The organism is Streptosporangium sp. NPDC049248, from assembly GCF_040678965.1.
GTDB classification, from domain to species: Bacteria; Actinomycetota; Actinomycetes; order Streptosporangiales; family Streptosporangiaceae; genus Streptosporangium; species Streptosporangium fukuiense.
In genome coordinates, this window is record NZ_JBFAQY010000036.1 from 1 (window position 1) to 25,363 (window position 25,363).

General features: G+C 70.1%; 15 protein-coding genes and 2 pseudogenes. 8 read left to right on the plus strand and 9 right to left on the minus strand.

Annotated elements, in window-relative coordinates:
* The first annotated feature begins 158 nt into the window (after positions 1-158).
* The 7 genes and pseudogenes from AB0K21_RS39565 to AB0K21_RS39595 form a co-directional block, all read left to right on the plus strand.
* Positions 159-329 (plus strand): hypothetical protein, encoded by a 171-nt coding sequence (locus tag AB0K21_RS39565; protein ID WP_364157475.1) that lies wholly within the window; start codon positions 159-161, stop codon positions 327-329.
* A gap of 127 nt (positions 330-456) precedes the next feature.
* Positions 457-1,080 carry a response regulator transcription factor gene (locus AB0K21_RS39570; protein WP_364157478.1) on the plus strand — a complete coding sequence of 208 codons (624 nt, stop codon included), beginning with the start codon at positions 457-459 and terminating at the stop codon, positions 1,078-1,080.
* A complete protein-coding gene (locus AB0K21_RS39575; RefSeq protein ID WP_364157481.1) occupies positions 1,077-2,210 on the plus strand; it encodes a hypothetical protein in 1,134 nt (377 codons plus the stop codon). Before AB0K21_RS39570 ends, AB0K21_RS39575 begins: the two co-directional genes overlap by 4 nt.
* A 65-nt stretch (positions 2,211-2,275) precedes the next feature.
* On the plus strand, positions 2,276-2,770 hold the full coding sequence (locus AB0K21_RS39580; protein WP_364157484.1) for a hypothetical protein: 495 nt from the start codon (positions 2,276-2,278) through the stop codon (positions 2,768-2,770).
* 98 nt (positions 2,771-2,868) lie between these two features.
* A complete protein-coding gene (locus AB0K21_RS39585; RefSeq protein ID WP_364157487.1) occupies positions 2,869-3,369 on the plus strand; it encodes an RICIN domain-containing protein in 501 nt (166 codons plus the stop codon).
* Between the two features lie 124 nt (positions 3,370-3,493).
* A pseudogene (locus AB0K21_RS39590) lies at positions 3,494-3,619 on the plus strand (IS5/IS1182 family transposase); the annotation flags it as partial.
* A gap of 251 nt (positions 3,620-3,870) precedes the next feature.
* Positions 3,871-3,993 (plus strand): annotated as a pseudogene (locus tag AB0K21_RS39595) (hypothetical protein); the annotation flags it as partial.
* Here the strand turns inward: AB0K21_RS39595 and AB0K21_RS39600 are convergent.
* The 3 genes from AB0K21_RS39600 to AB0K21_RS39610 all read right to left on the minus strand — a co-directional run bounded on the left by AB0K21_RS39600 (position 3,957) and on the right by AB0K21_RS39610 (position 7,380).
* Positions 3,957-5,060 (minus strand): glycosyltransferase family 2 protein, encoded by a 1,104-nt coding sequence (locus AB0K21_RS39600; protein WP_364157490.1) that lies wholly within the window; start codon positions 5,058-5,060, stop codon positions 3,957-3,959. The pseudogene AB0K21_RS39595 and the gene AB0K21_RS39600 overlap by 37 nt on opposite strands.
* Positions 5,060-6,064: an iron-containing redox enzyme family protein gene (locus AB0K21_RS39605; RefSeq protein WP_364157493.1), complete on the minus strand. Its 1,005-nt coding sequence runs from the start codon at positions 6,062-6,064 to the stop codon at positions 5,060-5,062. The genes AB0K21_RS39600 and AB0K21_RS39605 overlap by 1 nt, the downstream gene beginning before the upstream one ends.
* A gap of 191 nt (positions 6,065-6,255) precedes the next feature.
* Positions 6,256-7,380 (minus strand): HAMP domain-containing sensor histidine kinase, encoded by a 1,125-nt coding sequence (locus AB0K21_RS39610; RefSeq protein ID WP_364157496.1) that lies wholly within the window; start codon positions 7,378-7,380, stop codon positions 6,256-6,258.
* A gap of 350 nt (positions 7,381-7,730) precedes the next feature.
* Between AB0K21_RS39610 and AB0K21_RS39615 the strand changes: the two genes are divergently transcribed.
* Positions 7,731-8,672, plus strand: coding sequence for a DUF5996 family protein (locus AB0K21_RS39615; protein ID WP_364157499.1), 942 nt, complete (start codon positions 7,731-7,733; stop codon positions 8,670-8,672).
* Positions 8,673-8,793: 121 nt separating this feature from the next.
* Here AB0K21_RS39615 and AB0K21_RS39620 read toward each other — a convergent pair whose 3' ends face one another.
* From AB0K21_RS39620 to AB0K21_RS39645, 6 genes are all read right to left on the minus strand, one after another.
* Positions 8,794-12,840, minus strand: a complete 4,047-nt coding sequence (locus AB0K21_RS39620; RefSeq protein ID WP_364157502.1) for a S8 family serine peptidase — start codon at positions 12,838-12,840, stop codon at positions 8,794-8,796.
* A gap of 156 nt (positions 12,841-12,996) precedes the next feature.
* Positions 12,997-13,149, minus strand: a complete 153-nt coding sequence (locus AB0K21_RS39625; RefSeq protein ID WP_364157505.1) for a hypothetical protein — start codon at positions 13,147-13,149, stop codon at positions 12,997-12,999.
* A 105-nt stretch (positions 13,150-13,254) separates the two neighbouring features.
* Positions 13,255-16,143, minus strand: a complete 2,889-nt coding sequence (locus AB0K21_RS39630) for an AAA family ATPase (protein ID WP_364157508.1) — start codon at positions 16,141-16,143, stop codon at positions 13,255-13,257.
* Between the two features lie 220 nt (positions 16,144-16,363).
* The gene (locus AB0K21_RS39635; protein WP_343972938.1) at positions 16,364-16,882 is read right to left on the minus strand and encodes a nitroreductase family protein; all 519 of its coding nucleotides are present in this window, start codon (positions 16,880-16,882) and stop codon (positions 16,364-16,366) included.
* Positions 16,883-16,915: 33 nt separating this feature from the next.
* On the minus strand, positions 16,916-18,274 hold the full coding sequence (locus AB0K21_RS39640; protein WP_364157511.1) for a xylan 1,4-beta-xylosidase: 1,359 nt from the start codon (positions 18,272-18,274) through the stop codon (positions 16,916-16,918).
* A 255-nt stretch (positions 18,275-18,529) separates the two neighbouring features.
* Positions 18,530-25,291, minus strand: a complete 6,762-nt coding sequence (locus tag AB0K21_RS39645; protein ID WP_364157514.1) for a fibronectin type III domain-containing protein — start codon at positions 25,289-25,291, stop codon at positions 18,530-18,532.
* Positions 25,292-25,363 lie beyond the last annotated feature (72 nt).

The following is a 25,363-nucleotide window of genomic DNA, read 5'->3' on the forward strand; positions in this document are numbered from 1 at the left end:
CTGCAGTACCGGCCCGACCTGCTGAACGGTTTCATCGCCGAAACCGGGCTCACGATCTCTGATCTGGCATAACCCCCGGCTTTCATGCTCGGTACTCGTCGCCAGGCAAGTCTCGTACGGGGACCCTGAACAAGGGGGCCAACTACGTCTTCTGTCGGGTGTGGGGACCGAAGGTCCAGGTCGGTAGTGACTACAATCACTGGTGGCTGAAGACCGACCTGGACTCGGGCGACCCGTGGAAGAACCAGTGGGTCTCCGCCTACTACCTCGCGCGATGGGGCAACGACCAGGCCAAGGACAACAGCGGTCGCGACATCCCCAACTGCTGATCCCCGACTGCGAGAGCCGTGTGGGGCCGTTCACGTCGTCATAACCATGTAGTGGATCTGTCCCCCTAAAAAGGGACTTGGCATGAGACCATCTTGCGGGTCAGGCTGGCTCATGCGGGAGTGGGACATGATCAAGATCGCGGTCGTCGACGATCACGATCTCATCCGCCACGGCCTGGAGCACCTCCTGCACAGCACCGGCGAGTTCGAGGTGGTGCTCAGCGGCCGCGATCTTGGCGTCCTGGATGGCCGGACCGACCTGGACGTGCTCATCCTGGACCTCTACCTCGGCGTCGACGAGCCTTGCCTGACCGCCATCGCCGAGCTGTCGCCGCTGTACAACGTGCTGGTGATGTCCGCCTCCGCTAAGCCGGACGACCTGGTGCACGCCATCCGGGCGGGCGCTCGGGGGTATGTGACCAAGAGCGACCCGGCCGAGCTAATGAGCACCGCGCTGCGCACCGTCGCCGCCCGGGGCTTCTACCTGTCGGCGGGGCTCGCCGACATCCTGCACGCGCAGTTGGCCGCTCCGGTGCCGGACCCCGAGCCCGCCGTACGGCTGGCGCCACGCGAGGAGGAGACGCTCGCCTACATCGCGCAGGGCTTCACCTACGACCAGATCGCCCGGCGCATGGGCATTAAGAAATCGACCGTCGACACCCACATCGAGCGCATCCGGCGCAAGCTGCAGGTGGACAACAAGGCCCAGCTGATCGCCGCGGCGCTGCGCCGGATCGAGCGGGGGAGATGAGCGGTCCCGGGGATGCGCGGCGGCACACCGAGAGCGCGCTGGCCTGGACGGTCATCCTCTTCCGCGTCGCCGCCTTCGCCGAGGTCATCGCGCTCAACTTCGTGGGCGACAGCGGACTGCGCAGGCAGGTGCCCGGGTTCGCGCCCGCGCTGGCCGTCCTGGGCCTGGAGAGCGCGCTCGTCGTGGCCCTCACCTGGCGGCGCAGGAGGGTGCCGCCCGCCTGGCTGATCACCACCGACTCCGTACTGACCGCGGCGACCGCGATGGCGATGACCGTGGTCGCGGGCACCGCGATCAAGGACTCCGGACCCGATTTCATGCTGCCCTACATGCTGCTGGTCTCCATCGGCATCGGCGTGGCCTTCCGCACCCTGCGCGCGGCCCTGGCGTCCACCGTCCCGCTGGTGGCCGCCTACCTGTACATGCAGGCCTGGAGCGGCTTCTTCTGGCTGGGCGCGGTGCCGCACACCATCGGCTTCTGGGTCGACGCCGCCATCGCCTGGTTCGTCGCCGCCCTGCTGCGCCGCAACGCCACAGAGCTGGATGAGACCCGTGAGCAGGTCGCCAGGCTGGCCGCCGAGCAGGAACGCACCCGCAACGGGCGCATCCTGCACGACCGGGTGCTCCAGACGATGGAGGCGCTGGTGCGCGATGGATGGCTTGCCGAGGAGAAGGTTCGTACCCACGTCGCCGCCGAAGCCCGCTGGCTGCGCGGCTACGTGCGCGGCGACCACGACAGCTCCGGCAGCAACCTGACCGCCGCCCTGGAGGAGGTCGTCGAGCAGGCCATCCGCGCCGGGCTGACGGTCGATCTCAACGCGGCGGGACTGCGCGCCGCCGGCGCCGTGCTGCCTGTGGCCACCGTCGAGGCGCTGTCCGGGGCGGTGCGCGAGGCCCTGACCAACGTGCGCAAGCATGCGGGCACCGGGCAGGCCGTGGTCCGGGCGCGGGTGGAGGGCGACCTCGTCGTCGTCGGTGTGCTCGACCATGGCGTGGGGTTCACCTCGCGTGGCGGGGGAGTGGGACTGCGCGAGTCCATCGAGGGGCGCGTCGCCGAGATCGGCGGGAGCTCCTCGATAGAGTCCGCGCTGGGGGAGGGCACACTCGTGGAGCTCCGTGTCCCCCTTTGAGCCCCAGGATTGTCCCGATATTTCATGACTGTCGGGCACGAGATCCGCTGGGGACACTGATCGGCATGAAACGGTTTATCGCTCAGGCGGTGGCCGTCCTGCTGACCGCAGCCGGACTGACCGCGACCCTGCCCGCCTCCGCCTCCGCCACCGGGCCCCGTTGCCAGGGCTACGAGTGCGACGCCAAGCTGGCCTCCACCACCGGCTGCAACGACGGCTCCTACGTGCCCAGGAAGGAGGGCGCCAAGGTCACCACCGACCGCGGGGTGTTGCAGGTGTTCTGGGGACCCAAGTGCTCCACCAATTGGGGCGTTTTTGACCCCACCGTCGCCGGGCTTTACAAGGTGTCGATCTACCGCGAGGAGGTTGGCGATCGGCCGTGGATCGGCCACGGAGAGCCGCCACGGCGAGTCCATGCCAGCGAGATCCCGGGCTTCCGCCTGCGCACGACCATGCTTTACGCGCCCGAAGCCCAGGTCATGGTCTGCGTGGAAGTGCCCGCCGAGGGCCGTGTCGCAGCGGGCAGCTGGATCAGGTACGCGTGCACGGAGTGGATCTGACCCTGGGCGCTGCCCTGCTGAAGGGCGGGGCAGCATACCCGGCGAAATGCGCCACAGTTTCAAGGACAGCAAGATCACCAAGCCAGAAAGGAGCCCTCGTGAAGCTACGGGCACGCCTCGCAGCAACTATCGCTCTCCTCCTGCCCCCTCTCCTCGCCCCAGGTATCGCGCACGCCAACGGCTACACCTCGACCTTCGAGAATGTGCATTCGGGGAAGTGCCTGGAGGTCTACCACTGGGATGGCATCGGCTCGCGCGTCCACCAGTGGGATTGCAACGGCGGAGCCAACCAGAAGTGGCGGGTCGACTGGACGGATGGTGGAGCCACGATCTCGAACGTGGAAAAGGGCCTATGCCTGGACGACTACGCCTGGAATACCGACAACGGCGCCGACGCCGTGTTGTGGCCCTGCAACGGCGCAAGCAATCAGCTCTGGGACGTCTATCGCCTCGCTCCGCCCGCTTCGAGCCATGACGTGATTAAGAACATGCACAGCGGCAAGGTTCTGGACGTCTACGGCTTCGCCACCGACAACGGTGCCAAGGTCGTCCAGTGGGAACTGAACTGGCTGAACAACCAGCAGTGGCAGGGGATCTAGGCCGTGTTCAGAAAGTTGACAGCGGCTGGGTGCGGGGGCTGGTCCGGCGTGTCTTGATCGTTAAATAGCGAGGTCTCCATTAGATGGTTCATCGACCAAGAAGAATCATCAGTACGAAGATCTCGTGGCCACCGTATCGGTGACGGGGCGGGCCGACCTGACCGACGCGCAATGGGCAGTGCTGGAGCCGCTGCTGCCCGTGGGCAAAAGATCAGGACGGCCGCCGAGATGGACCAAACGCCATCTCCTCACCGGTGTGACGCTCCCGGATAACGGGATCATAGGTGCGGCCGTTGCGGCTGTACCCGTCGATCCACCGCCGTGCGGTGCCCGGACGCAGGCCGAGCAGCCGATCGGCCTGTCTCATGGTGTAGGTCGGCCGTTCCGACCGGCCCCAAGGTTTTGGACCACTTGGCATGCGTACGCCGATCCGGGCCCGCGGACGCCTCGCTGGAGCGGTGGCCTGCGTTTCTCCGGGTAGACAGTGGGCAGCACCCTAATATGCGCCCTAAAACGGATAATTCGGTCACGGTGACTCCTTGTGAAGACGGACCGTTGTTGATCCGAGGGGTGTTCACGATGATGACTCAGGACGGGGCCGTCATCGACCCGGGCCGGGCGACGGTGGCGCTGTGCCGCTGCGGGCGTTCGGCGGCCAAGCCGTTCTGTGACGGCTCGCACAAGCGGGTCGGTTTCCGGGCGGCGAGCGAGCCCGACGCGGTGGTCTGAGCGCGCGCCCTGAGCCGGCGGGAGGAGTGCGCGGCGGTCCGCATCCGATGTCCGGCGTAGGGGACCCCGCCGCGAAACAGGCGGGCCGCCAGTGCCAGCCAGCTGCACACGGCCCTCTCCAGCAGCCACACCGGGGCGAACAGCGCGGCGGTGAAGGGGAAGACCCGCCGCCCGCCGCCCCTGCGGCGGCCGATCTCGGCCAGTCCCACCGCCAGCCCGGCCGATACGGCGGCACCGGCCAGAACCGTCCGGGAACGCCGGCGTGGCAACCCGGCGGCCAGGACGGGGACGACGGCGAGGAAGGACGCCATGCGGGCCGGTTGGGCCAGGTCGTCGTAGGCCTGCCGGACGCGCTGGGACCAGAACCGGTGCGGCTCCGGCGGCAGACGGCGGATGTAGAGGTCCAGGGGGCGACACTCGCGACCGCCGTGGGCGCGGATCGTGCGGATGAGTTCCAGGTTTTCGAACAACACGTTCCCGTCGTAGCCGCCCATCTTCAGGAAGGTGGAGCGGCGTACGCCGAACGTGCCGGGGTAGTCGGCGCCGAAGCCGCGGTTGAGCAGGGTCCGGGCGGTGTCCCAGCGGGCGTGCCAGGGCAGGGGGGCGAAGTAGTTCTGCGGCCGGACCAGGTCGGCTCCCTCCAGCAGGGTGTCCAGCCTGGACAGTTCGGCCTCGCCGTAGCGGACGTCGTCGTCGGCGATGACCACGTGTTCGGCGTCGGCCCGGCGCATCCCGGTAATCACGCCGTTGACCTTGCCGTTGGCGAAGCCGAGATCCTCATCGGGCCGCAGGTGCCACACCAGGCCGTTCCACCGGTGCGCGTGCCGGTCGAACAGGGCGGCCGGGGAGCCGTCGACGACGATGACGCGGACGCTGCGGCCGAGCCGGCGCAGGTAGGCGGTCAGCTCCTCCAGGCCGGAGTCGTCGTCCCAGCGCAACGGCAGTATGTAGTCCAGGTCCATCATCGGCTCCCCGCCATCAGGCCCGCCTCCCGCAGGGAGGAGGCACCGCGCCGCCAGTTGTCCATGACGTGCTCGGCGAAGAGCCGCTCCAGGGTGAGGGCGCAGGCGGCCCCGTACAGGACGTCGCCGGCGCGTGAGGGGTGCTGCCGTACGAACCCGCCGCACATGTCGTGCGCGGCGATCTGCTCGTGGACGGCGTCGGCCTGCACGTGTTCGTCGTAGAAACGCCTCGCCTCCTCGTTCCCGCCCAGTCTCCGCAGGCCCATGGAGTAGCGGCGGTTGGGGATCGAGGAGGTCATCTCGAACGCCGCCAGGTGGCCCAGCAGCGCTCCGAGGTGCCGCCGATGGAGTCCGAACAGCGACATGGCGTTGGAGACGGCCAGCGTGATCGCCGGGACCTGGTCGAGGTAGGCGCCGTAGGAGTCGTCCATGCCCAGGCGGCGCATGGTGGTGCGGAACAGCTCCGAGTGCATCCGCCCGGCGTGCCCGCCGCCGTACTCGTCCGCCTGGATCTCGACCAGGGCCGCCTTGGGGCGACCGTGCAGCCGGGGGATCGCCCAGGTGTGCGGGTCGGCCTCCTTGAGGTGGTAGATCGACCGGTGCGCGACGAACTCGCGGAACTGCGCGAGGTCGGCCTCGCGCTGCAGGAAGCCCGACAGGTCGGGCCCGGTGGCGGCGGCCGTCAGCTCGGCCAGGGCCCGGCGGATGGACGCCGAGAAGGTGGGAACAGGGCGCGGCACCGCCCGCGCGAGACCGTCCTCGAACCGCCGCTCCAGCGCCCCTCTGACCGCCAGCAGCGATGGCTCCCACTCCCACTCCTCGTCCACCTCCGCGAAGCCGCGATAGTGCAACTCGTAACAGGCGAAAAGTGCGAGCTGGAGATCCTCGTCCTCCAGGGCCGGTGTCCTGGTGGGCACCGGTGGCGGGCCGAACTCATGAGGCGGGCACGCCAGTCGCTCGAAGAGAAGCGCGGTGAGGGGGCCTCGAGGCGCGGGCAGTCGCATCCTGGTCTCCCGAAGCGACGATGGATCGATGAAGAACCGGTGAACGGTTCAGTTGAATAAATTGCATCCCCTTTGCGGTAATAGCACCCACTTTGGGCGATAAGTTGGATTTTTAAATGTTCCCTCGTTCGCAGAGAACTAACACGGCCGCGCGGCGGGTTCGCGCCATGTACCGGGCGGAGCCGGTTGTCTCAGGCGGTGGCCGGCGGGCAGGATCGCACCGATCTCGTCTCACCGATTTCACCCGACGGGTCGACGGCGGGCAGCCGGAGCACGAAGCGGGCACCACCGGCTGCGGAGTCCTCGACATGGATGGTGCCGCCGTGCGCGTGGGCGATCTCGCGCGTGATCGCCAGACCGAGCCCGGCACCGCGCGGGTCGACGCGGCGCGACTTCTCGGAGCGGGCGAAGCGCTCGAAGATGTGCTCCCGTTCAGCGGGCGGGACGCCGTCGCCGTCGTCTTCGACGGTCATCTCGGCGATGTCGCCGTCGCGCCGGACTCCGACCGTGATCGATCCCTTGACGTGCCGCTGCCCGTTGTCCAGCAGGTTTGTGAGGATCCGGGAGATCTGGGGTTCCACGCCGTTGACGAACACGCCGGATTCAAGCCGAAGCCCGGCCGGAACGCGGTCGTGCCGCCGGGCGACGTGCTGCCTCACCACTGCCGCCATGTCCAATGGCCGGCACGCCGCCGATTCGCCGCCCTGTTCCGCCCGAGACAGCGTCAGGAGATCATCGATGATCGATTCAAGGTGGTCGGCCTCGCGTAACACCCGGCGGAGCAGGTCGTCCAGATCGGTCTGCCCGCCGTGCAGCCGTGCCTCCTCGATCTGCACGCGAAGGGCGGTAAGCGGGCTGCGCAGCTCATGTGAGACGTCGGAGGCGAACCGGTGCGCCTTCCAGCCGCGCTCAAGGGCACTGTTGATGCCGCGGGCGAGCCGGTTGATCTCCTGCCGGCCCGGGAACTCCGGGATCCGGGCCTCCGGATGACCCTCGTTGATCTCGTCGAGGCGGTCGCAGATCCTCCTCACCGGGCGCAGCGTGGCCATGACGATGCCGCGCATCCTCCAACCGGCGAGTGCCATCGGCATGATCGTCTGGGCCGCGAAAAGGATGCCGAGCAGGCCTGGGACGACAGGCCCGGAGACGCGCCGCGCCCTGTGGCGGGCGGGGGAGTCCGGAGCGGAGCGCACCCGCGCGGCCCCTGGTGAGACGGGAGCAACGCCTCCCGGTACCGGTGCCGCCGGGATGGTGATGAGAACGGCGAGCCGCACGCAGGTCGACTGTGCGGGCAGCGGCACGCGCAGGCCGGACATACTCGTGGCCGGTACCCCCGATAAAAGGGCGTACTCACTGCTATAAAAGGATTTGCATACTCTTTATAAAAGATTTCCTATATGACTTTTTGTTGGACACCGTGCGGTACGCGGTGGTCACCTCGGACGGCCCGGAGAGGCGGCCCCCAGAGGCCGGCCCAGGGGACCAGGTCATCCGGTGGCGGGCGGCCCGAGGATATCGCGGGCCTGCCACGAGGCGGGGGCGCCGGGTGCCATGAGTCGCCCTCGCCCCCCGCTCCGGAGTGTTCCCGGCGCGGCCCCGGTGAAGATCTTGCTGTCCGTGGTGCCGGCCGGGTCTTTGGCGCGCACGCTGCGGGAATGGTGGCGTCATGGAGCTGTTCGCCCCGATGCCGCTGGACGAGTGGCGGGACACCAAGGCCACGTTGCACCGGTTCTGCCAGGTGGTGGGCAAGATCCGGCTCGCCGCCGAGGTCCGGCGCAACCACTGGTGGAACGTGCCGTTCCACCTCACCGGCCGGGGGTTCACCACCCGCCCGATGGGGCAGGCGGACGGCAACCCGATCTTCACCATCGACTTCGACTTCGTCGGCCACCAGCTGCTCGTCACCGAGCTGGACGGCCGGGCGACGTCGTTCCCGCTCTACGGCCAGTCGGTGGCGTCCTTCTACCAGAAGGTCATGCTGGCGCTGGCGGAGCTGGACGTGCAGGTGGACCTGGACCGGCCGTGGCCGTTCGACCTGCCCGACTCCGGGCGGCCGTTCGTCGAGGACAGCGAGCACGCGGCCTACGACCCCGTCATGGCCAATCGCTACTGGCAGGTCCTCAGCCAGGTGAACCTGGTGCTGGAGGAGTTCTCCTCGGGCTTCTCGGGGAAGATCAGCCCGGTGCACCACTTCTGGCACACCTTCGACATCGCCTGCAGCCGCTTCTCCGAACGCCGGGTCGACCAGCCGCCCTCGGTCGACTCCGTGACGCGGGAGGCCTATTCGCGGGAGGTGATCAGCTCCGGCTTCTGGTTCGGCGACGACGCCTTCCCCGAGCCCGCCTTCTACTCGTACACCGCCCCCGAGCCCGAAGGGCTGGAGAACGAGCCGCTGAGGCCTGAGGCCGCGGAGTGGATCGAGCAGCGCGGCGGCCACCTGGCCGTGCTGCGCTACGACGACGCCCGATCGGCGGCCGACCCCCGCGTCGCGGCACTGGCCTTCTACGAGAGCGCCTACCAGGCCGGAGCACGACGTGCCGGTTGGGACATCGCCCGGCTCGCTTGCCCCGGCGGGATCACCGACCCGCAGCTGAGGACCGGCCCCTGACCGGGGCGACCGTCGGATCGGGTGTCCGCCGGCCTTACCGGCGGCGAACCGGGGGAAACCCCGGATCACGCTGAGTGACCCGGGGTTTCCGCTCGGTGTGGTCGTGTGGTCGTCCGGTGGTCTAACCGCGGAGATCGAAGGCGCGGACGGTGGTCTGCTTGATGGTGTTGCCCGCCTTGTCCCAGGCCTCGACCCTGAGGGTGACGGCGCCCTTGGTGTGCTTGAGGGCGGGGTAGCGGGTGGTGGCGGTGTAGGTCCCGTCCTTGCCGCGCTTGACGGAGACGGAGGTGTAGGTGGCGCCGTCGTCGGTGCTGGCCCACAGCTTCAGGCCGGTGATGTCAGGCATCTTCGAGGGGGACGGGGAGTGGTAGGGGGAGACGGTGAAGGTGTGCGTACGGTCGGCGCGGACGCTGTTGGCGGCGTCCAGGGTGTCGCCGAGGTCGTAGCCGACGAACACGACCGGGGCGGGCCTGCAGGGCTCCGCCGTGCCGTACAGCACTTCCAGGGAGCAGAAGGATCCGGGCAGTCGCTCGGCCTTGACCGGGGTGGTGAAGGTCCATTCGGTGTCGTTCCGGTCGTTCTTGGCGGTCAGCCGGTAGCTGCCGGGACTGTCCGGCAGGCTGAAGAGCGGCATGAAGTCGGTGCCGCCGACGGGGGTGCGCGGAATCTCCTTTCCGTTCTGGTAGAGGCGGACGTCGAAGCCCGGCTTGGACAGGTCGGTCGTCGGCCAGTAGTCGCCGTTGTACTTCCTGGTGCCCGGCGAGCCGTAGCTGGGCTCGAACTCCGCCCACAGGCTGTCGCCCTGGACGCAGATCATGCACCGGAAGAACGAGCCGATGTTCGCGCCCGGCCTGGCGAGCCTGTAGACCTTGTCGGAGCCGGTCGCGGCGCCGGGCGTGAACGGGGTGGTCATCCAGGACTGCCGGGTGCGGACCGGCTTGTCGAACACCTCCAGGGCCCACTGCGGGACCCGGTCGTCCATCGGCGCGCCGCGCATCTCCTCCATGCCGTGCGACCAGAGGACCCCGGAGTCGAGCGGTCCGACCCAGTCGCGGCGTTCCCGCAGGGTGAGCCGGGGGCCGCCCCACCCGGAGACGGACGTCGACATCGGCATGACGTCGTCGGGCTTCTGCGCGTACCGCCAGTCGTTGTAGCGCGCGTGGGCGACGATGTGGGGGTTCAGGTCGATCCGGGCCAGGTCGCGCTCGGCGAAGGTGTAGTGCAGCGAGCGGGGCACCCGGCCCTCCTCGTAGGGGGCGAAGGTGTAGGTGTAGGGCGACTCCTCGGTGCCGGTCACCCGGACGGTGACCGGCTTGCCGCCGGTGAGCCGCTCGCGCAGGCCGAGCGCCTCACGGGAGGGCAGGGACACGGTGGGGAGACCAATGGGCTTGGCCTCTCCGGTGTACGGGGTCTGCGTGAAGCTCAGCGGGATCGCGCAGCCGGTCCCGGGCTGCGGGAAGTGCGCTATCGCGGCCGCGCCGGCGTCGCGGATCGGGCCGATCCGCTCGATCTGGACTCCGCACATGGGTCCGGACAGACCCGCTGACATCGGTGCCTCCACAAGGACGAGCTTGCCGCGCAGGTCGCGGCCCGCGATGTCCTCGGGCCTGCCCTCGCCGACGTCGACGACCTCCAGCTCACGGGTGCCGGTGAACGGCCGGAAGTCGGGGAAGCCGTCGTACTGCTCGTGCACCCCGTAGGTGTTGACGCCGTGCAGCGCGGAGGCCGGGTGCAGGGTGAGCCCGCCCCGCCCGCGCACGCTCATCTCGACCTCGGGCCTGCCGAGGGTGAAGCGGGTGTGGAAGCGGAAGGCGCCCTTGGTGACCTTCTCCGTGGGCAGGGCCCACAGCCGGGACCAGGTGCGGCCGGGCCAGGTGAATCCCATGTAGGCGCCGCCGTTGGCCACGGTCCGCTGGTAGGCCACGTAGGGAACGTTGCTCAACGGTTCGGCCGGCTGCGGGGTGGTGAAACGGACCTCGGTCAGCTTCCGGGCGTCGAGCGTGATCTCGGTGTCCCCGGTGACGGTGAGCTCGGGCACGGACAGGAGCGCCAGGTTGTCCCGTTCGTCGTCGCCGACCCAGGTCAGCACCTGCGTCACGCTGACGACGCCCTGCGGGACGCGGGTGACCGTGGTCCCCTCGGAGGTCAGGGCGACACCGCCGAGGACGCCCTTGCCGCCGGACACGTCGATGGTGTCCTGGGCCAAGGGGGTGCGGGGCTTGCCGTCCCTGCCCAGGGTGTGGACGGTCAGCGTGACCTTGGGCGCCTCACGCACCACGCCCACCGGGATGCGCAGCTGGACGCCGTCGGCGGTCGCGGTGACGGCGCCGGTGTAGTTGTCCAGGCCGGCCAGGGTCTTGGGGTCGACGGTGGCGGTGGTGGTGGCGGTGCCCGCGGCGGGCACGGTGAGGGTCGTCCCGGCGAGGGTCAGCGCGCCCTCGACCGCGCCGCCGTCCGACTTGTTCAGGACGGGGGTGAGGGTCAGGGTGACCGGCCGGCTGCCCAGGTTGGTGTAGGTCAGCTCCCGCGTCACGGGTTCGGCGTCGCTCTCGATGGCGCCGAAGTCGGCCCCGGGGGTGACGGCGAAGACCTGCTGGGTGTACGCCCTGGCCACGTCGACCCGGCCGGCGCCCTGCTTGAACACGCTGAGCGCGTCGTCCTTGGCGGTCGACATGAGCGCGGCCTTGATCTGCGGGCCCGTCCAGTCCGGGTGCAGCTGCGCCATGATCGCGGCGGCTCCGGCGACGTGCGGGGTGGCCATCGAGGTGCCGTTCGCGGCCGTGTAGTGCTCGTTGACCGGGCTGCCCATCGTGGTGCCCGCGGCGCGTGCCGCGGCGATGGCCACGCCCGGGGCGGCGACGTCCGGCTTGAGGCCGCCGCCGACGCGCGGTCCCTGGCTGGAGAAGGTGGCCCACGCGTCGCTCTTGTCCACGGCGGCCACGGTCAGCGCGGCGTCGGCCGTGCCGGGGGCGGAGACCGTCTCGGCGCCCGACGCGCCGGAGTTGCCCGCGGCGATCACGAACAGCGCGCCGGTGGAGGCGCTCAGCGTGTTGACCGCCTGGCTCATCGGGTCGGTCCCGTCGGTGGGACCGCTGCCGAGGCTCATGCTGATCACCTTGGCACCGGAGGCCGCGGCCCACTCCATGCCCTCGATGGCCTGGGAGTCGGAGCCGGAGCCCGTGTCGTCCAGCACCTTGCCGACGATCAGCTGGGCGCCTGGCGCGACGCCCTTGTACCTGCCGTCGGCCGCCGCGCCGGAGCCGGCGATGGTGGAGGCGACGTGCGTGCCGTGGCCGTGGCCGTCCTGCACCTCCTGGCCGGGGATGAAGGACCTGCTGTCGGCGATCCGGTCGGCCAGGTCGGGGTGCTTAGCGTCGATGCCGGTGTCCAGCACGGCGACCTTCACACCGGCGCCGTCGTGCCCGCCGGCCCACGCCTGCGGCGCGCCGATCATCGGGACGCTCTCGGCGAGGTCGGCCTTGACCTTGCGGTCCAGCCACACCTTGGCGATGTCGCCGCGCAGCGTGTCCGGTACGTTGGCCGGCCCGGCGAGCCCGTTCGCGCCCTTCTTCTCCGGTACGGCCCGTACCGCGTTCCAGAACGCGCCCGCCTCGGCCTTGGTGACCTGGAGCGCCGAGGCGTTGACGCTCTCCAGGGTGAGCACCGGCTCGCTGGCCGGGATGGCCTTGGCGGCCGAGGCGACGGCCTTGGCGGTGTGCTGCGGCGGGTACTGCACGATGACGGGCAGCTGCTTGGTCTTGTCGTCGGTGTAGCCGTTCTCGGCCAGGTAGGTGACGTTGAACAGCTCCCGGTCCAGGCGGCCGGCGTTGACGGCGGGCAGGGCGTCGCTGGGGGTGACGTACACGCCCTTCGGGGTGGCCAGCGTGGACAGCTGGGCGTTGGTGCCGTCGGGGCGGACGCTCGGCTCGGGGCGCACGGCGTACCTGCCGCCGCCGGCGTCGCTCAACCTCACCCTGTCCCCGGTGACCAGGGTGACCGTGCGGTCACCCTGGCCCAGTCCGGTCAGCGCGATCGGGTCGGGGGCCGGCTCCGTCGCCGGGGTGGCCGGTGCGGGCTCCTGTTCCTGGGCGAGGGCGGCCGTGCCCGGCGCCACCAGGGTGCCCAGCACCATGACCGAGGCCGCCAGGAGCGATCCTCCGCGCGCCACCTTCCGTCTCGTGCCGGTTCGAGCGGGGATTCGAGCAGTGATTCGAGCGGTGGTTCGAGTGGGGGGAGGGCCGGGGTCGCCGCCCGGCGGGGGCTGGTCGGGGGACATGTGTGCAGACATGCGGAACTGCCCTTTCGGGGGGTGGGGCTGGAGAGGTCAGAGGGGTTCGAACCCTTCGGGGGTGTCGTCGGGGAGTTCGGCGGCCGCCTCATCCGGCGGGGCGGCGGGGGATACCCGCCCTTCCTGGTCCGTGTCGGCCTCGGGGGCGGCATCGGCCGGGCGGCCATCCGTGGAGTCGGTTTCGGACATGCCGTTAGCGTCGCCTGCGCGGCACGTCGGGACTATGGGTAGGGCCCCCCATTCGGAGGGCCGTAATGGGGTGCGGTACTACGGGGGTGGGCGGTGCCGTATGGCTCAGCGACCGTCGCGGTCGCCGCCCAGGTGCATCCCGAGGGCGGCGCGGGAGCGGAGTCCGAGCTTGCGCAGCGCGGCGCCGAGGTGCTTCTCCACCGTTCTGGGGGACACGAAAAGCTGCTGGCCGATTTCCCGGTTGGTCAGTCCGGCGGCGGCCATTTCGGCGATCTCCCGTTCCCGGGGAGACAGCCCGTCGCCGTAACCCTGCGGGCCACCTGGGTATCGCCCCTTCACCGCCACCCCGTACCTGCGGGCCAGTTGCGCGGCACGGTCCAGATCCCACCGGGCGCCCAACGCCTGAAACGTCGTGATCGCCGCGCGTAGCGGCTCCTCGGCCCGCGTGTCCGCGGCGGCGAACAGGCAACCGGCCGCCTGTTCACGGGCCTGGGCCGCCTCGTACAAGGCGCCCAGCCGGGCGTAGGCGGATCCGGCCGCCAGGAACCGCTCCGCGGCGGCCGTAGGGCCGGCCGCCAGATGCCCGCGCGCGTGCGCCAGCGCGGCCGGAGCCAGTGGAGCGTCCAGGCCGTCGAGTCGCGCCGAGAGCCGGGTGATCAGATCGGCGGCCTCGTCGTGCCTGCCCACGCCGGCCATCGCCTCGGCCAGCGCGGGCACCGCCCGTACCGCCAGCGGCCAGAGCCCCTTGGTCTCCCACACGGTGACCGCCGCGCCGGTCACCGCGAGCGCCGCCTCGGCCTCGCCGCGTGCGCTGGACAGCCGGAGGAATCCGGTCACCGACAGCGGGAGCAGCTCGTAGCCGCCCAGGTCGACGGTGCGCCGGACGACATCGTGCAGGTCGCGCCGGGCGACGTCGAGGTCGCCGTGCGCGAGCGCCAGGCAGGCCGCGACCGTCTCGGCGGTGATCCTGTCGAACGGGCGGCCGCCGTACTCGTCGAGAAGCAGCGCGGTCTCCTGGGCCAGCCCGGTCCACGTGCCCCGGCAGTAGGCCAGCACCAGAGCGACCAGCCGGCAACGGGCCAGCGGCTCCCGGGAGGATTCCGCACCGGCCGCCTGCGACGCGGCGGTCAGGAGTTGGTCGGCGAGTTCGAAATACCCGGTGCAACACGCGCTCTCCGCGATGGACCGGTAGGCGTTCACCTCCTGGCGATGCCGCGGCCGGCCGCCGGTCCGCCGGCGGACGTCGTCGGTCAGCGCGGCCCAGCGCCGGTCGCCGAATCCGCTCAGCGAGGTCGCGACCTTGCCGAGCACGAAGACCTCCTCGACCGGATCGCCTATCGCGGGCACCACTTCCAGGGCCCGGTCCAGCCACACGGTGTGCTCGGCCAGCGGCACGGCCGCGTCCATCGGCCTGCCGAGGGCCGCCATCACCCACGCCGCGAGTTCGGGCCGGTCCCCGAGGTCGTCGACCGCCGCGATGAAGGCGCGCCGCTGCGCGCCGGGGGCGTCGCCGAGCCGCTCCTGCAGCAGGCCGATCAGGAAGTGCAGCTGCCCGCGCAACGGCCCCGGCTGCTCGGACTCCAGAGCCTCCGACAGCAGGTCGATCACCTCCGGGGGGCGCAGCACCTGGCCGGCGGCCCAGCCCAGCCGCACCGCCAGGTGTCCCCGGCGTTCGGGCTCCAGCGGGGCGTTCCGCAGCACGTCCTCCAGAATCCGCACGGCCTCGGCGTCGTCGCCCAGCTCCGACGCCTGGTCGGCGGCCTGCTCCGCGGCGTCCACCCACTCCCGCAGCAGACCGGCCTGGCGCAGATGGTGAGCCTCCTGCCCCAGCGGCACCGGCTTCACCGAGCGTACGGCGGCCGCCGCCCGGGTGTGCAGGTCCTGCCGCCGCCCCAGGGGGACTCCCCCGTACACCGCCTGTGCGGCCAGTACGTGCCGGAAGGCCACCGTCCCGTCCTGCTCGGCCAGCAGCCCCGAGACCAGCAGCTCATCCAGCCCGGCCACGGTCTCGGCCCGGGACAGCCCGCCCACCTGGGCCAGCACCGCCACCTGTACCGGCACCTGCAGCACCGCCGCGGCTTCGGCCACCCCGCGCGCCGCCGCGGACAGTCGGCCCACCCGCTCGCGCACCGAGTCACGGACCCCCGGCGGCACGTCCAGCTCCGCCAGCGCCTTACGCGCCCATCGCCCGCCGCGCAGCTGGATCAGCGCACCTCGTTCCCGCAGCAATGCCAGCAGTTCCTGTACCGCCAGCGGCAGGCCCGACGACAGCTCGTGCAGGTGCGCCCCGAAGTCGGGGGTGACGTTCTTCGCGTCCAGGATCGACGCCGCGAGCACGCCGGTCTGTTCGGCGTCCAGGGCCTCCAGCACGACATGGTGGTGGAAGACCGAGTCCGGGAGACGGCCCGTGGCCTCCCTGACCCCGGCTCCGACCTCCTCACCCCGATAGACGAGCACCACCGACATCCGGTCCGGCAGGGCCGCCAGCAGGTAGGCGAGGAACTCGACCGTCTGCTCGTCGGCCCAGTGCAGGTCCTCCATCACCAGCACCAGCGGTCCCAGCGCGCTCAGCACCTCTCTGAGACCGCGGAACAGCCGGTGGCGTTCGGCCGCCCGGTCGTCCAGCGGTTCCAGGGGAGGCGGCAGCACTCCCGTCAGCTCCGGCAGCAACCCTCGCAGAGCACCCGTGACCGGCGACAGCTCGGCCCGCGCCAGCAGCTCGCCTGTGCCGCGTAGCGCCTCCACCACCGGCCCCAGGGGAAACGGCTCCCGGATCCGCCGGGCGCCCCCGACGAGGAACAGGCGACCCGCCGCATCAGGGTGGGCCGCCATCTCCGTCACCAGCCGGGTCTTACCGATGCCGGCCTCTCCCTCCAGCACCACCACGGCGGGCGGACGGCTCATCGCGGTCACCAGCCGCCGTAACTGGTCCTCACGTCCCACCAGAACCGGAGAGATCACCCGTCCCGCGGCCGTACCCCCGTCCAGCGTCATCCGGCACGCCTCCACTCACCCGGCCCACTCCACAACGGCCACTCGGACTCCAAGCCCTGAACCGTTACGATCCGGATCATTCAAACAGCAAGCCCCCGCCGCCACTACCGCCCCTCCTGTCGACACCGCCTGCGGCCGCCTCTCCGAACGCCGGGCCGAGCGGCCCGTTACGAGAGCACCTGTCAGGCCGGGAACCGGTCCCTGAGCGGCTGCACGCCGCTCAGGGACCGATCCAGCGGACCAGGTCGTCCAGCGGCAGGCGGCCCGAGGGGATCGCTGACCTGCCGCGAGGCGCGGGTGCGGGGTAGCCGAGGGAGATGGCGGTCCTGACCCGCCACGGAGCCTCGACGCCGACCATCCGGCCGGCCCGCTCGGCGTTGGAGGCGGGAAAGAACGAGGCCGGGCAGCTTCCCAGGCCGAGGTCGTGCGCGGCGAGCATGAGGTTCTGCGCGGCCCGGCCCGCGTCGAACTCCGCGTCCTCGCCGCCCGTGCCGTGGTCCACCGCGAGCAGGACGACCACGGGAGCGGCGGCCAGGTGAGCCGCGTAGCCTCCCAGCAGGCTCAACCTCCGCTGCAGGCCGTGCTCCCTGACCACGACGAACCTCCACGGCTGGCGGTTGCGCGCCGAGCCGGTCCACCGAGCCGCCTCCAGCACCCGCACGAGGTCGCCCGTCGGCACCGGTGTGCCGGCGAACCACCGGGTGGCCCGCAGCGGCCCGCCCCTCTGCCCCACGCCCATCTCCCCGATCCCTGCTCCGGCGACGTCCTGAGGCTAGCGGTCACTCCACTTGATCTCGTAGGGCTGGAGGGCGAACGACTTTCCGTCCACGGTCGTGGTGATCTTCGCGTCGGTGGTGTTGACCATCAACAGCCGCCGCGGCTGTGCGAGCACCCGGACCTTGGGGTCGGAGGAGGTGACGTGCTCCAGTTCGGCTCCGGCGGGGAACCAGGTGGTGAAGTCGGCCACCAGCTTGCCGGTCGGGAGCTCGGCACCGGTCCGCGGGTCCCACATGCACCCCTGGCAGGTGCCCTCCTTGGCCTGTGGATTCCAGTACAGCGCGGTGGCGGCGCCGCTCTCGGCGAACTCGATCATCGAGGCGGCCTGGACGGCGAGCCGCATCGGCTCCGGCCAGACGGTGTCGTCCTCGGGGACGAAGTACCACTCCGACCACCAGACCGGCAGGTCGCCGGTCTTGTCGCGCAGCCAGGTGGTGACCGCGCCGAACTTGCTCAGCGCTCCGAACGCGTCGGGCAGCAACTCGTGGGCGTCGGTCAGCGAGGCGCCGTCGACCACGATGAAGTCGGCGCCCTTCTTGTTCTTGAACCAGTAGTTGAAGGCGTCCAGGGCGTTCTGGTTGACGACTCCCCAGCTGCCGCGCAGCTCGGACTCGCCGGTCCTGTTGCTGTCGAAGCCGAGGTAGGGGCCGCCGATCTTGGCGTCGGGCCGGACCGCCTTCACCGCGTCGTAGACCTTGTTGTAGAGGTCGGTGTAGCCCTTGAAGTCCGCAGGCTTGGAGTGGTCCTTCCAGAAGCCCTTGAACTCGTTCCAGACCATGAAGTACTCGACGTCGCGGTACTTCGCGGCGACGGTCGCCGACAGCTTGGCGAAGTCGTCGAAATGCTTGGGATAGGGGGCGTCCTCCAGGTGTTCGTCCCAGGCCGAGTCCTCGGTCGGGCCCTCGGGGCCGCCCTTCATCCAGTCAGGGGCGCAGCAGAGCGTGATGATCTGTGTGCCGCCGGACCGCCTCATGAGGTTCGTCCGGCTGTCGAGGTCCTCCCAGTAGAACTCCTGCGGGCGCGGTTGGGGGTTGAGCGCCCCGAACCCCATGATGTGCTGGTTCTGCAGCATCGGGGTCCGGGCGAGTGTCCGGCTCACCTCCTGCTCGAACTGCGGGGTGACGTTGTTGGCGCTGACCCCCGTGTGGGTGAACCCCCAGCGAGGCCACGCCGGGTCCACCGCCGGCGCTTTCTGGATCTTGCCGCTGGACGCCGTGGTCGAGGGATCGGACGCCGCCGCCGAGGGGGCGTCGGCCTGTCGCGTGGCGGTGACCGCCTGGTCCGGGGTGCTGCCGAAGGAACAACTCGCCGCCATCATCGCCGTCGCGATGACTCCCGCGGCTGAGGCGACCACCCGCCCAGGACGCCACCATGTCGATCCCTCAGTACTCGATGACACCTGATCCCCACTCGATCTTCGCCGTCTGCTTTGCCCAGAGGGTTCCACAGGCGGAGTAAAAGCGGCGTATGGGGAAGCGGTTCGCAGGTAAACGTTATGACCGGCCCGAAAGGCGGGCGTGCTCGCCGGCCACCGCCGCCTTCGCGGTGTCGTCGTGAGCCAGGCCGAGGGCCGGTTGCCTACGACGACACCGCCATCACGAGCCTTCTGTCACAACAGGTCGTGCCACACTCCCGGTATGAGGCCCAGCCCTGATCCGGAGGCGCCCGTCAGGGTGTAGACCAGCCGCTGCCCGTCATCGGTCAAGCTGATCAGCGAAGGTTGGGTGAGCGCGGATCCACCGGCGATGTGTGTCATGCCGCCGACCCGATAGGTCCGCAGGCTGTGGAGGGCATCGAATATGCCGGTCCCGGTCTTGGTGCGGTGGTGATACGCCAGCACCTGGCCGTCTCCGCTCAGGACCTCCGGCGTCGCCCACTCCTGGTTGGCGGAGCCGCCCTGCCCGGAGGTGTCGCTGACGAAGGGCACCACGATGTCCGCGCGGGTGACGGGGCCGGTGCCGAGTCGTTTCAGTGCCAGGCCGCTCACCAGCGGTTCCGATGCGGGAGAGCGGTTCCACCAGGTGTAGGAGACCGCCACGGTGCTTCCGTCACCGGAGATGATCGGATTCGACACGCGGGGTACGGCGCTGTCGCTGGTGACCTCGGTCCGGGTGCCCGCGGCGGCGTCGAACACCCACACTCGCCATTCGTTGCCCCCGTCGCGGTTGTCGATGGTGCCGTACGCCACCTTCGACCCGTCGTCGGACATGGTCGCGCCGAGATCCAGACACTTCTCGTCGGCGGCACCGGTGGTGCACTCCTCGTCCATCTGCTGCGGGGCACCACCGGCGACCTGACGGAACGCGTTGAACTGGGCAGTGGTGCCCGCCAGCTTTTTCCGGTACAGCACGACGTCGCCGTTGTTGCTCACCCCGTACGGGGCCAGATCGGTTCCTGGACTCCAACTCGTGCCGGCGTTGATGCGGTGCACGATCAGGTTGCTGCCGTTCAGGAAGGCCACCGTGTTCCCGTCACGACTGGCCTTGAAGATGTAGGCCGAGGTCACCGCTTCTCCGGTCAGCCCTCTGGAGACGACGATACGTTCCGTGGTGGTCGTGTCGTAGCGGAAGAGATAGAGGTTGTAGTTCGCGGGATTGGCCACCGGGGTGACCGCCAGATTGCTTCTGCCCTGGGTGAGGTAGAACAGGTATCGGCCGTCGCCGGAGATGACTCCCAAGGACGAGTTGGTGGAGTCGGGCCGGCCGCGGGGCACCTCGTTGCTGGTCGCCAGGTCGTTGCCCTGCGTTATCGGTGCGGGGAAGGTGAGGTCGAGGGTGGTGATCTCCTCGCTCTCCGAAGGGAGGCTGGTGCCCTGCGCGTTCCGCGCGTACACGGTGATCCGGTACGTTTCGCCAGGCGCGAGATTCTGCACGAGCGCGTGCGTGGCGTTGCCGGGCGCGTAGGCCGTTATGGCATCGGAAGCGTCGTCGGAGGCCGTGGGTTGTGCGATGACGACGTAGCCGCTGATCGCGCTGCTGCCCTGTGACACCGGTCGCTGCCAGCTCGCGGTGATCGACCGTTGCCCCGGGCGGCTCCAGCCGTCCCGGCGGGGTGCGCTGGGCGTGCCGTAAACGGTGCCGACCTCCACCGCCGCCCGGGCACGCAGTTCGGGGTGGCCGCCGGTGGCCGGACTGACCACCTCGATCTCGGCCACTCCCTGCTCCGTGCCCGCGGTGTACAGCCCGTCCTGGTTGATGGTGCCGGGGCCTTTGAGCACCGCCCAGTTCTTGGTGACGTTGTCGGGGTAGCCGGACACCGTGGCGTCGAACTGGAGACTCAGTCCGGGCGCCACCTGGCCGACCTGAGGGTTGATCTTCAGGCCCTGGAAGGTGTCCCCGCAGACGAGGGACTTCCCGGCAAGGGGTATGAGGTCGGGATTACGCCAGGGCGAGTACGTTTTGTTGAATATCCTCGCGTCCAGTGCGGCGCCCACCCTCACCAGGCCCGCGAGCTCGCACCACGGATTCTGGGTGGTGCTCGTCTTCAGGTCGAACCTGGGGAACGTGAAGGTCAGCGCGGGGCCGACTCCTCCGTACAGCATGAGCGCGACATCGGTCTCTATCCCCGTGCTTATCTGGCCGTCGCCGTAGAGACCCACACAGTTCACCACCGAAGGTCCGGTGCAGTCGTCAAGCCAGAACCCCGGCCCCTCGTTCTCGAAGATCTCACAACCGTTCTCCGTAGCGGTACCGGAGGCGGTGCATCGGACGCCTACCTCCCTGTCGAGGTGGGCCGCGTAACTCAGGCCGACCGACACCTCGCCGGACACCGTGTAGTTGATGTAGAAGCGGGTGCAGACCTTTACCGGAACACCCCTGATCTTGACTTTGAAGCACGGGCCCTTCACCACGCCCAGGGTGAGCTTCTCCTGGAACCCCCTTCTGAATCCGTGGTCCAGCCGGAGCTCCGACGAGAGCTTGACGCTGGTCTCGGTGACCACCTTGGGGCGGTAGTCGAGAAGATTGCTGGTGAGGGTGTTGGTGATCTTGAAAGAGGGGTCCACAGTGACCCAGCCGTTGAGCTGGGTGGTGGTTCTGCCCCTGTCCCGCAGCGTCCAGCTGAGGTCGACGACCAGCACTCCCGGTGGCCGGATGAACGCCCTGGGGGTGCCGGGACCGGCGGCGGCCACCCGTGCGCCGGGACCGGACGGGATGAACTCCATCTGGTCGGCGTCCAGGCGGGTGTCCATCGCGAAGGCGGCGTCGGTGAAGATCTCGTCGAGGGACGACGTCGTGGTGCTGACGATGAACTCCTCGCCGGAGGCGGCGGCGCTCAGCACCTTGCCGAGGAATCCCTCCGGGGCGTGCGGGCTGTCCTCGATGATGACGATGTCCCCGAGGGTGAGCCCGGTGACCTGGGCCGGGGGATTGTGGAACACCAGGGTCCGGCCGTCGCGCACGTCACGCAGGGTGGCGAGGGCCGCCTGCGCCAGCAGGACGGGATCGCGTTTCACCGTCACCTTGGGGATGATGCTCCCGGTCGCGCCACTGGCCGTCCCGTTTCCCGAGGCGTTGGCGGCCCGCACGGTGAAGGCGTAGGCGGTCTCCGGATTCAACCCGGAGACGGTGGCGGTGGTGGTGGCGGCGGAGGTGGTGACGCTGTGACCGCCCGGGGCGGCGGTCACCGTGTAGCCGGTGACCGGGCCGGTGCCGGTGTCGACCGGCGGTTTCCAGGAGATCTCGGCCGTCCCGGTGGTGGGCACGCCGACCAGGACCTGCTCCGGCGCCCCGGGGGGCCGGTTGGCCGAGGGGGTGACCGCCTCGACGGCCGACGATGTGCTGTCTCCCGCGCTGTTGCGGGCCACGACGGTGACGGTGTAGGCCGTCCCGTTGGTCAATCCGGTCAGAGAGGCGGTGGTGTCGGTGGCCTCCACCTCCACGGTCACGTCGCCGGGCTGCGCGGTGACCACATAGCCGGTGATGGGCGATCCTCCGTCACCGACCGGCACCCACTGCACGTCGATGCGCCGGTCGAGCGGGAACGCCTGCACACCGGCCGGCCGCAGCGGGACCTTGGCGGGTTCGGGCGTCACCGGGTTGGACGGCCAGGACGCGCTGCCCTCCCCGACGGTGTTGAACGCCGTCACGGTGAAGGTGTACGCGGTGCCGTTGGTCAGCCCGGTCACGATCGTCTCCGTCGCGCCGGGCGCCGTCTCCACACTCGCCGCCCCCGGAGTGGCGGTCACCACGTACCTGGTCAGGCCCGACGCCCCGGTGTCGGGGGGCGTCCACGACACACGCACCGCACCGTCCCGGGGGTAGACGTCCGTGATGAACGGCGCACCGGGCGGGGCCTGCACGGCGGGTGTCACGGGGTTGGAGGGCTCGGACGGTTCGGAGGTGTCGGCCGCGTTGGTCGCCGTCACGGTGAAGGTGTACGCGGTGCCGTTGGTCAGGCCGCCGACCGTGGCGGTCAGCGTGGTGCCGGCGACGGTGGCCGTGGCGTTGCCGGGTGTCGCGGTCACCGTGTAGCCACTGATCGTCGAACCGCCGTTGACGGGTGCCTGCCAGGACACGGTCGCGCTGCCGTCACCCGCGGTCGCGGTGACGGCGGTGGGCGGGGACGGCTTGCCGATCGGGGTCACCGAGGCCGAGGGAGCGGACGGCTCGGAGGTGCCGGCGGTGTTGGTGGCGGTGACGGTGAAGGTGTAGGCGGTGCCGTTGGTCAGGCCGGTGACGGTGGCGGTGGTCGTCTGGCCGGATACGGTGGCGGTCCGGCCGCCGGGCGTGGCCGTGACGGTGTAGCCGGTGACGGGCTTTCCACCGGTGTCGGCCGGGGCCGTCCAGGACACCGTGGCCTTGCCGTCGCCGCCTTCGACGGTGACGGTGGTGGGGGCGCCCGGAGGCCCGGCCGGCGTCACGGCGGTCGAGGGTTGTGAGGCGGGGCCGGTGGTCTGGCCGTTGGTGGCGACGACGGTGAAGGTGTAGGCGGTGCCGTTGGTCAGGCCGGTGACGGTGGCGGTGGTCGCCTGGCCGGATACGGTGGCGGTCCGGCCGCCGGGCGCGGCCGTGATCGTGTAGCCGGTGACGGTTCCGCCGGGGGCGGTCCAGGAGACCGTGGCCTGCCGGTCGCCGGGGACCGCGGTGACGTCGGTGGGCGCCTCCAGCCCCGGCGCCGGGATGACAGGGTTGGACGGAGCCGATTCCGGACCGGGGCCGGCGGTGGTCCGTGCGGTGACGGTGAAGGTGTAGGTGGTGCCGTTGGCCAGTCCGGTGACCGTGGCGGAGGTGCGGTCGGCCGTGACGACGAGAGTCGTGCCACCCGGCGTGGTGGTGACGGTGTAGCCGGTGATCGGTGAGCCGCCGGTGTCGGCCGGGGCGGTCCAGGACACCGTGGCCTTGCCGTCGCCGCCGTTCGCGGTGACGTTGGTGGGGGCACCAGGTGTGGTGTTCGGGGTGGCCGGCGAGCTGGACGCCGACGCGGTACCGGTTCCGACGGCGTTCTTCGCCTTGACGGTGAAGGTGTAGGAGGTGCCGTTGGTCAGCCCGGTGATCGTGGCGGTCAGGGTGGTGCCGGCGACGGTGGTCGCGGTGTTGCCGGGCGTGGTGGTGACGGTGTAGCCGGTGATCGGCGAGCCGCCGGTGTCGGCCGGGGCGGTCCAGGTGACGATGACCTGCCGGTCGCCCGCCGTGGCGGTCACCGCCGTGGGCGGAGCCGGTGGGCCGACCGGCGTCACGCCGGGCGAGGGCTGGGAGGCCGGGCCGGAACCCGCGGCGTTGGCGGCGACGACGGTGAAGGTGTAGTTGGTGCCGTTGGTCAGGCCGGTGACGGTGGCGGTGGTCGCCTGGCCGGATACGGTGGCGGTCCGGCCGCCGGGTGTGGCGGTGACGGTGTAGCCGGTGAGGGCCATCCCCCCGGTGTCGGCCGGGGCGGTCCAGGTGACGGTGGCCTGCCTGTCACCCGCGGTGCCCTGAACCGCGGTCGGTGCGCCGGGCAGACCACCCAGTGCGGTGATCGCCCAGATTTGTGCGTCTTTGGTGGCGCAGGCGATCTGGATGATCTGTGCCATGTTGGTCAGTGCCGCGTCCTTGACGGCCGCGCAGAGGTTGCTGGCCTTGTTCTTCAGCCGGGTTCCGCCGGACAGTTCCAGCACCTGCCAGCTCTGGGCGTCGGCGTCGTTGCAGACGACCTGCTGGAGTTGTGTTCCGGGGTCGGGGCTGGCGTAGGGCACGTCCAGGCATTTGCCGGAGTTGACGTTCTTCAGGGTGTAGAAGCCGTCGCCTGTTCCGGTGAAGGTCCAGTTCTGTCCCGCGGCGCCGTTGCACTCCCACTGTTGCAGCTTGATCCCGTCGGCCTGCGAGCTCGCGGGCACGTCCAGGCACAGCCCGCTGTTGATGTTCACCGCCCGCCGGCCCACCCCGTCGGCCAGATCGAGTGGTGCCCGGGTGATGACCGCCCAGAGCTGTGCGTCGCCGGCGGCGCAGGCGACCTGGACGATCTGTGCCATGTTGGTCAGTGCCGCGTCCTTGACGGCCGCGCAGAGGTTGCTGGCCTTGTTCTTCAGCCGGGTTCCGCCGGACAGTTCCAGCACCTGCCAGCTCTGGGCGTCGGCGTCGTTGCAGACGACCTGCTGGAGTTGTGTTCCGGGGTCGGGGCTGGCGTAGGGCACGTCCAGGCATTTGCCGGAGTTGACGTTCTTCAGGGTGTAGAAGCCGTCGCCTGTTCCGGTGAAGGTCCAGTTCTGTCCCGCGGCGCCGTTGCACTCCCACTGTTGCAGCTTGATCCCGTCGGCCTGCGAGCTCGCGGGCACGTCCAGGCACAGCCCGCTGTTGGCGTTCACCGCCCGCCGGCTCACCCCGTCGGCCAGGTTCACCAACGTGCTGATCGTCCAGATTTGTGCGGGCTGGCCGGCGCAGGCGATCTGGACGATCTGGGCGGTGTTGGTCAGGGCCGCGTCCTTGACCGCCATGCAGAGGCCGTTGGCCTTGTTCTTCACCTGGAATCCGGTGGCCGACTCGACGGTCTGCCAGTTCTGGGCGTCGGAGCCGTTGCAGACGACCTGCTGGAGTTGTGTTCCGGGGTCGGGGCTGGCGTAGGGCACGTCCAGGCATTTGCCGGAGTTGACGTTCCTCAGGGTGTAGAAGCCGCCGGGCGTCGCGGTGAACGTCCAACTCTGTGCTGTGGCGCCGGTGCATCCCCACTGTTGCAGTTTGATGCCGTCGGCCTGCGACGCCGCGGGCACGTCCAGGCACAGCCCGCTGTTGGTGTTCGCCAGTCGCCGGCCCACCCCGTCGGCCAGGTCGGCCGCGGCGGCGGACAGCCGATAGGGCAGGGCGGGGCTGAGCACCAGCAGCAGTCCTGCGGTCGTGAGCAGGGCGACCCAGGGTAGGGCGTTCCGCCAGGAAAGCTTCGACGATGACCATCCACGCACGCCGGCCTCCTCGATGATGCTCACGATCACAGGTGCTGCCGCACATGACTCATCGCCGTGCATCAGAGTTCA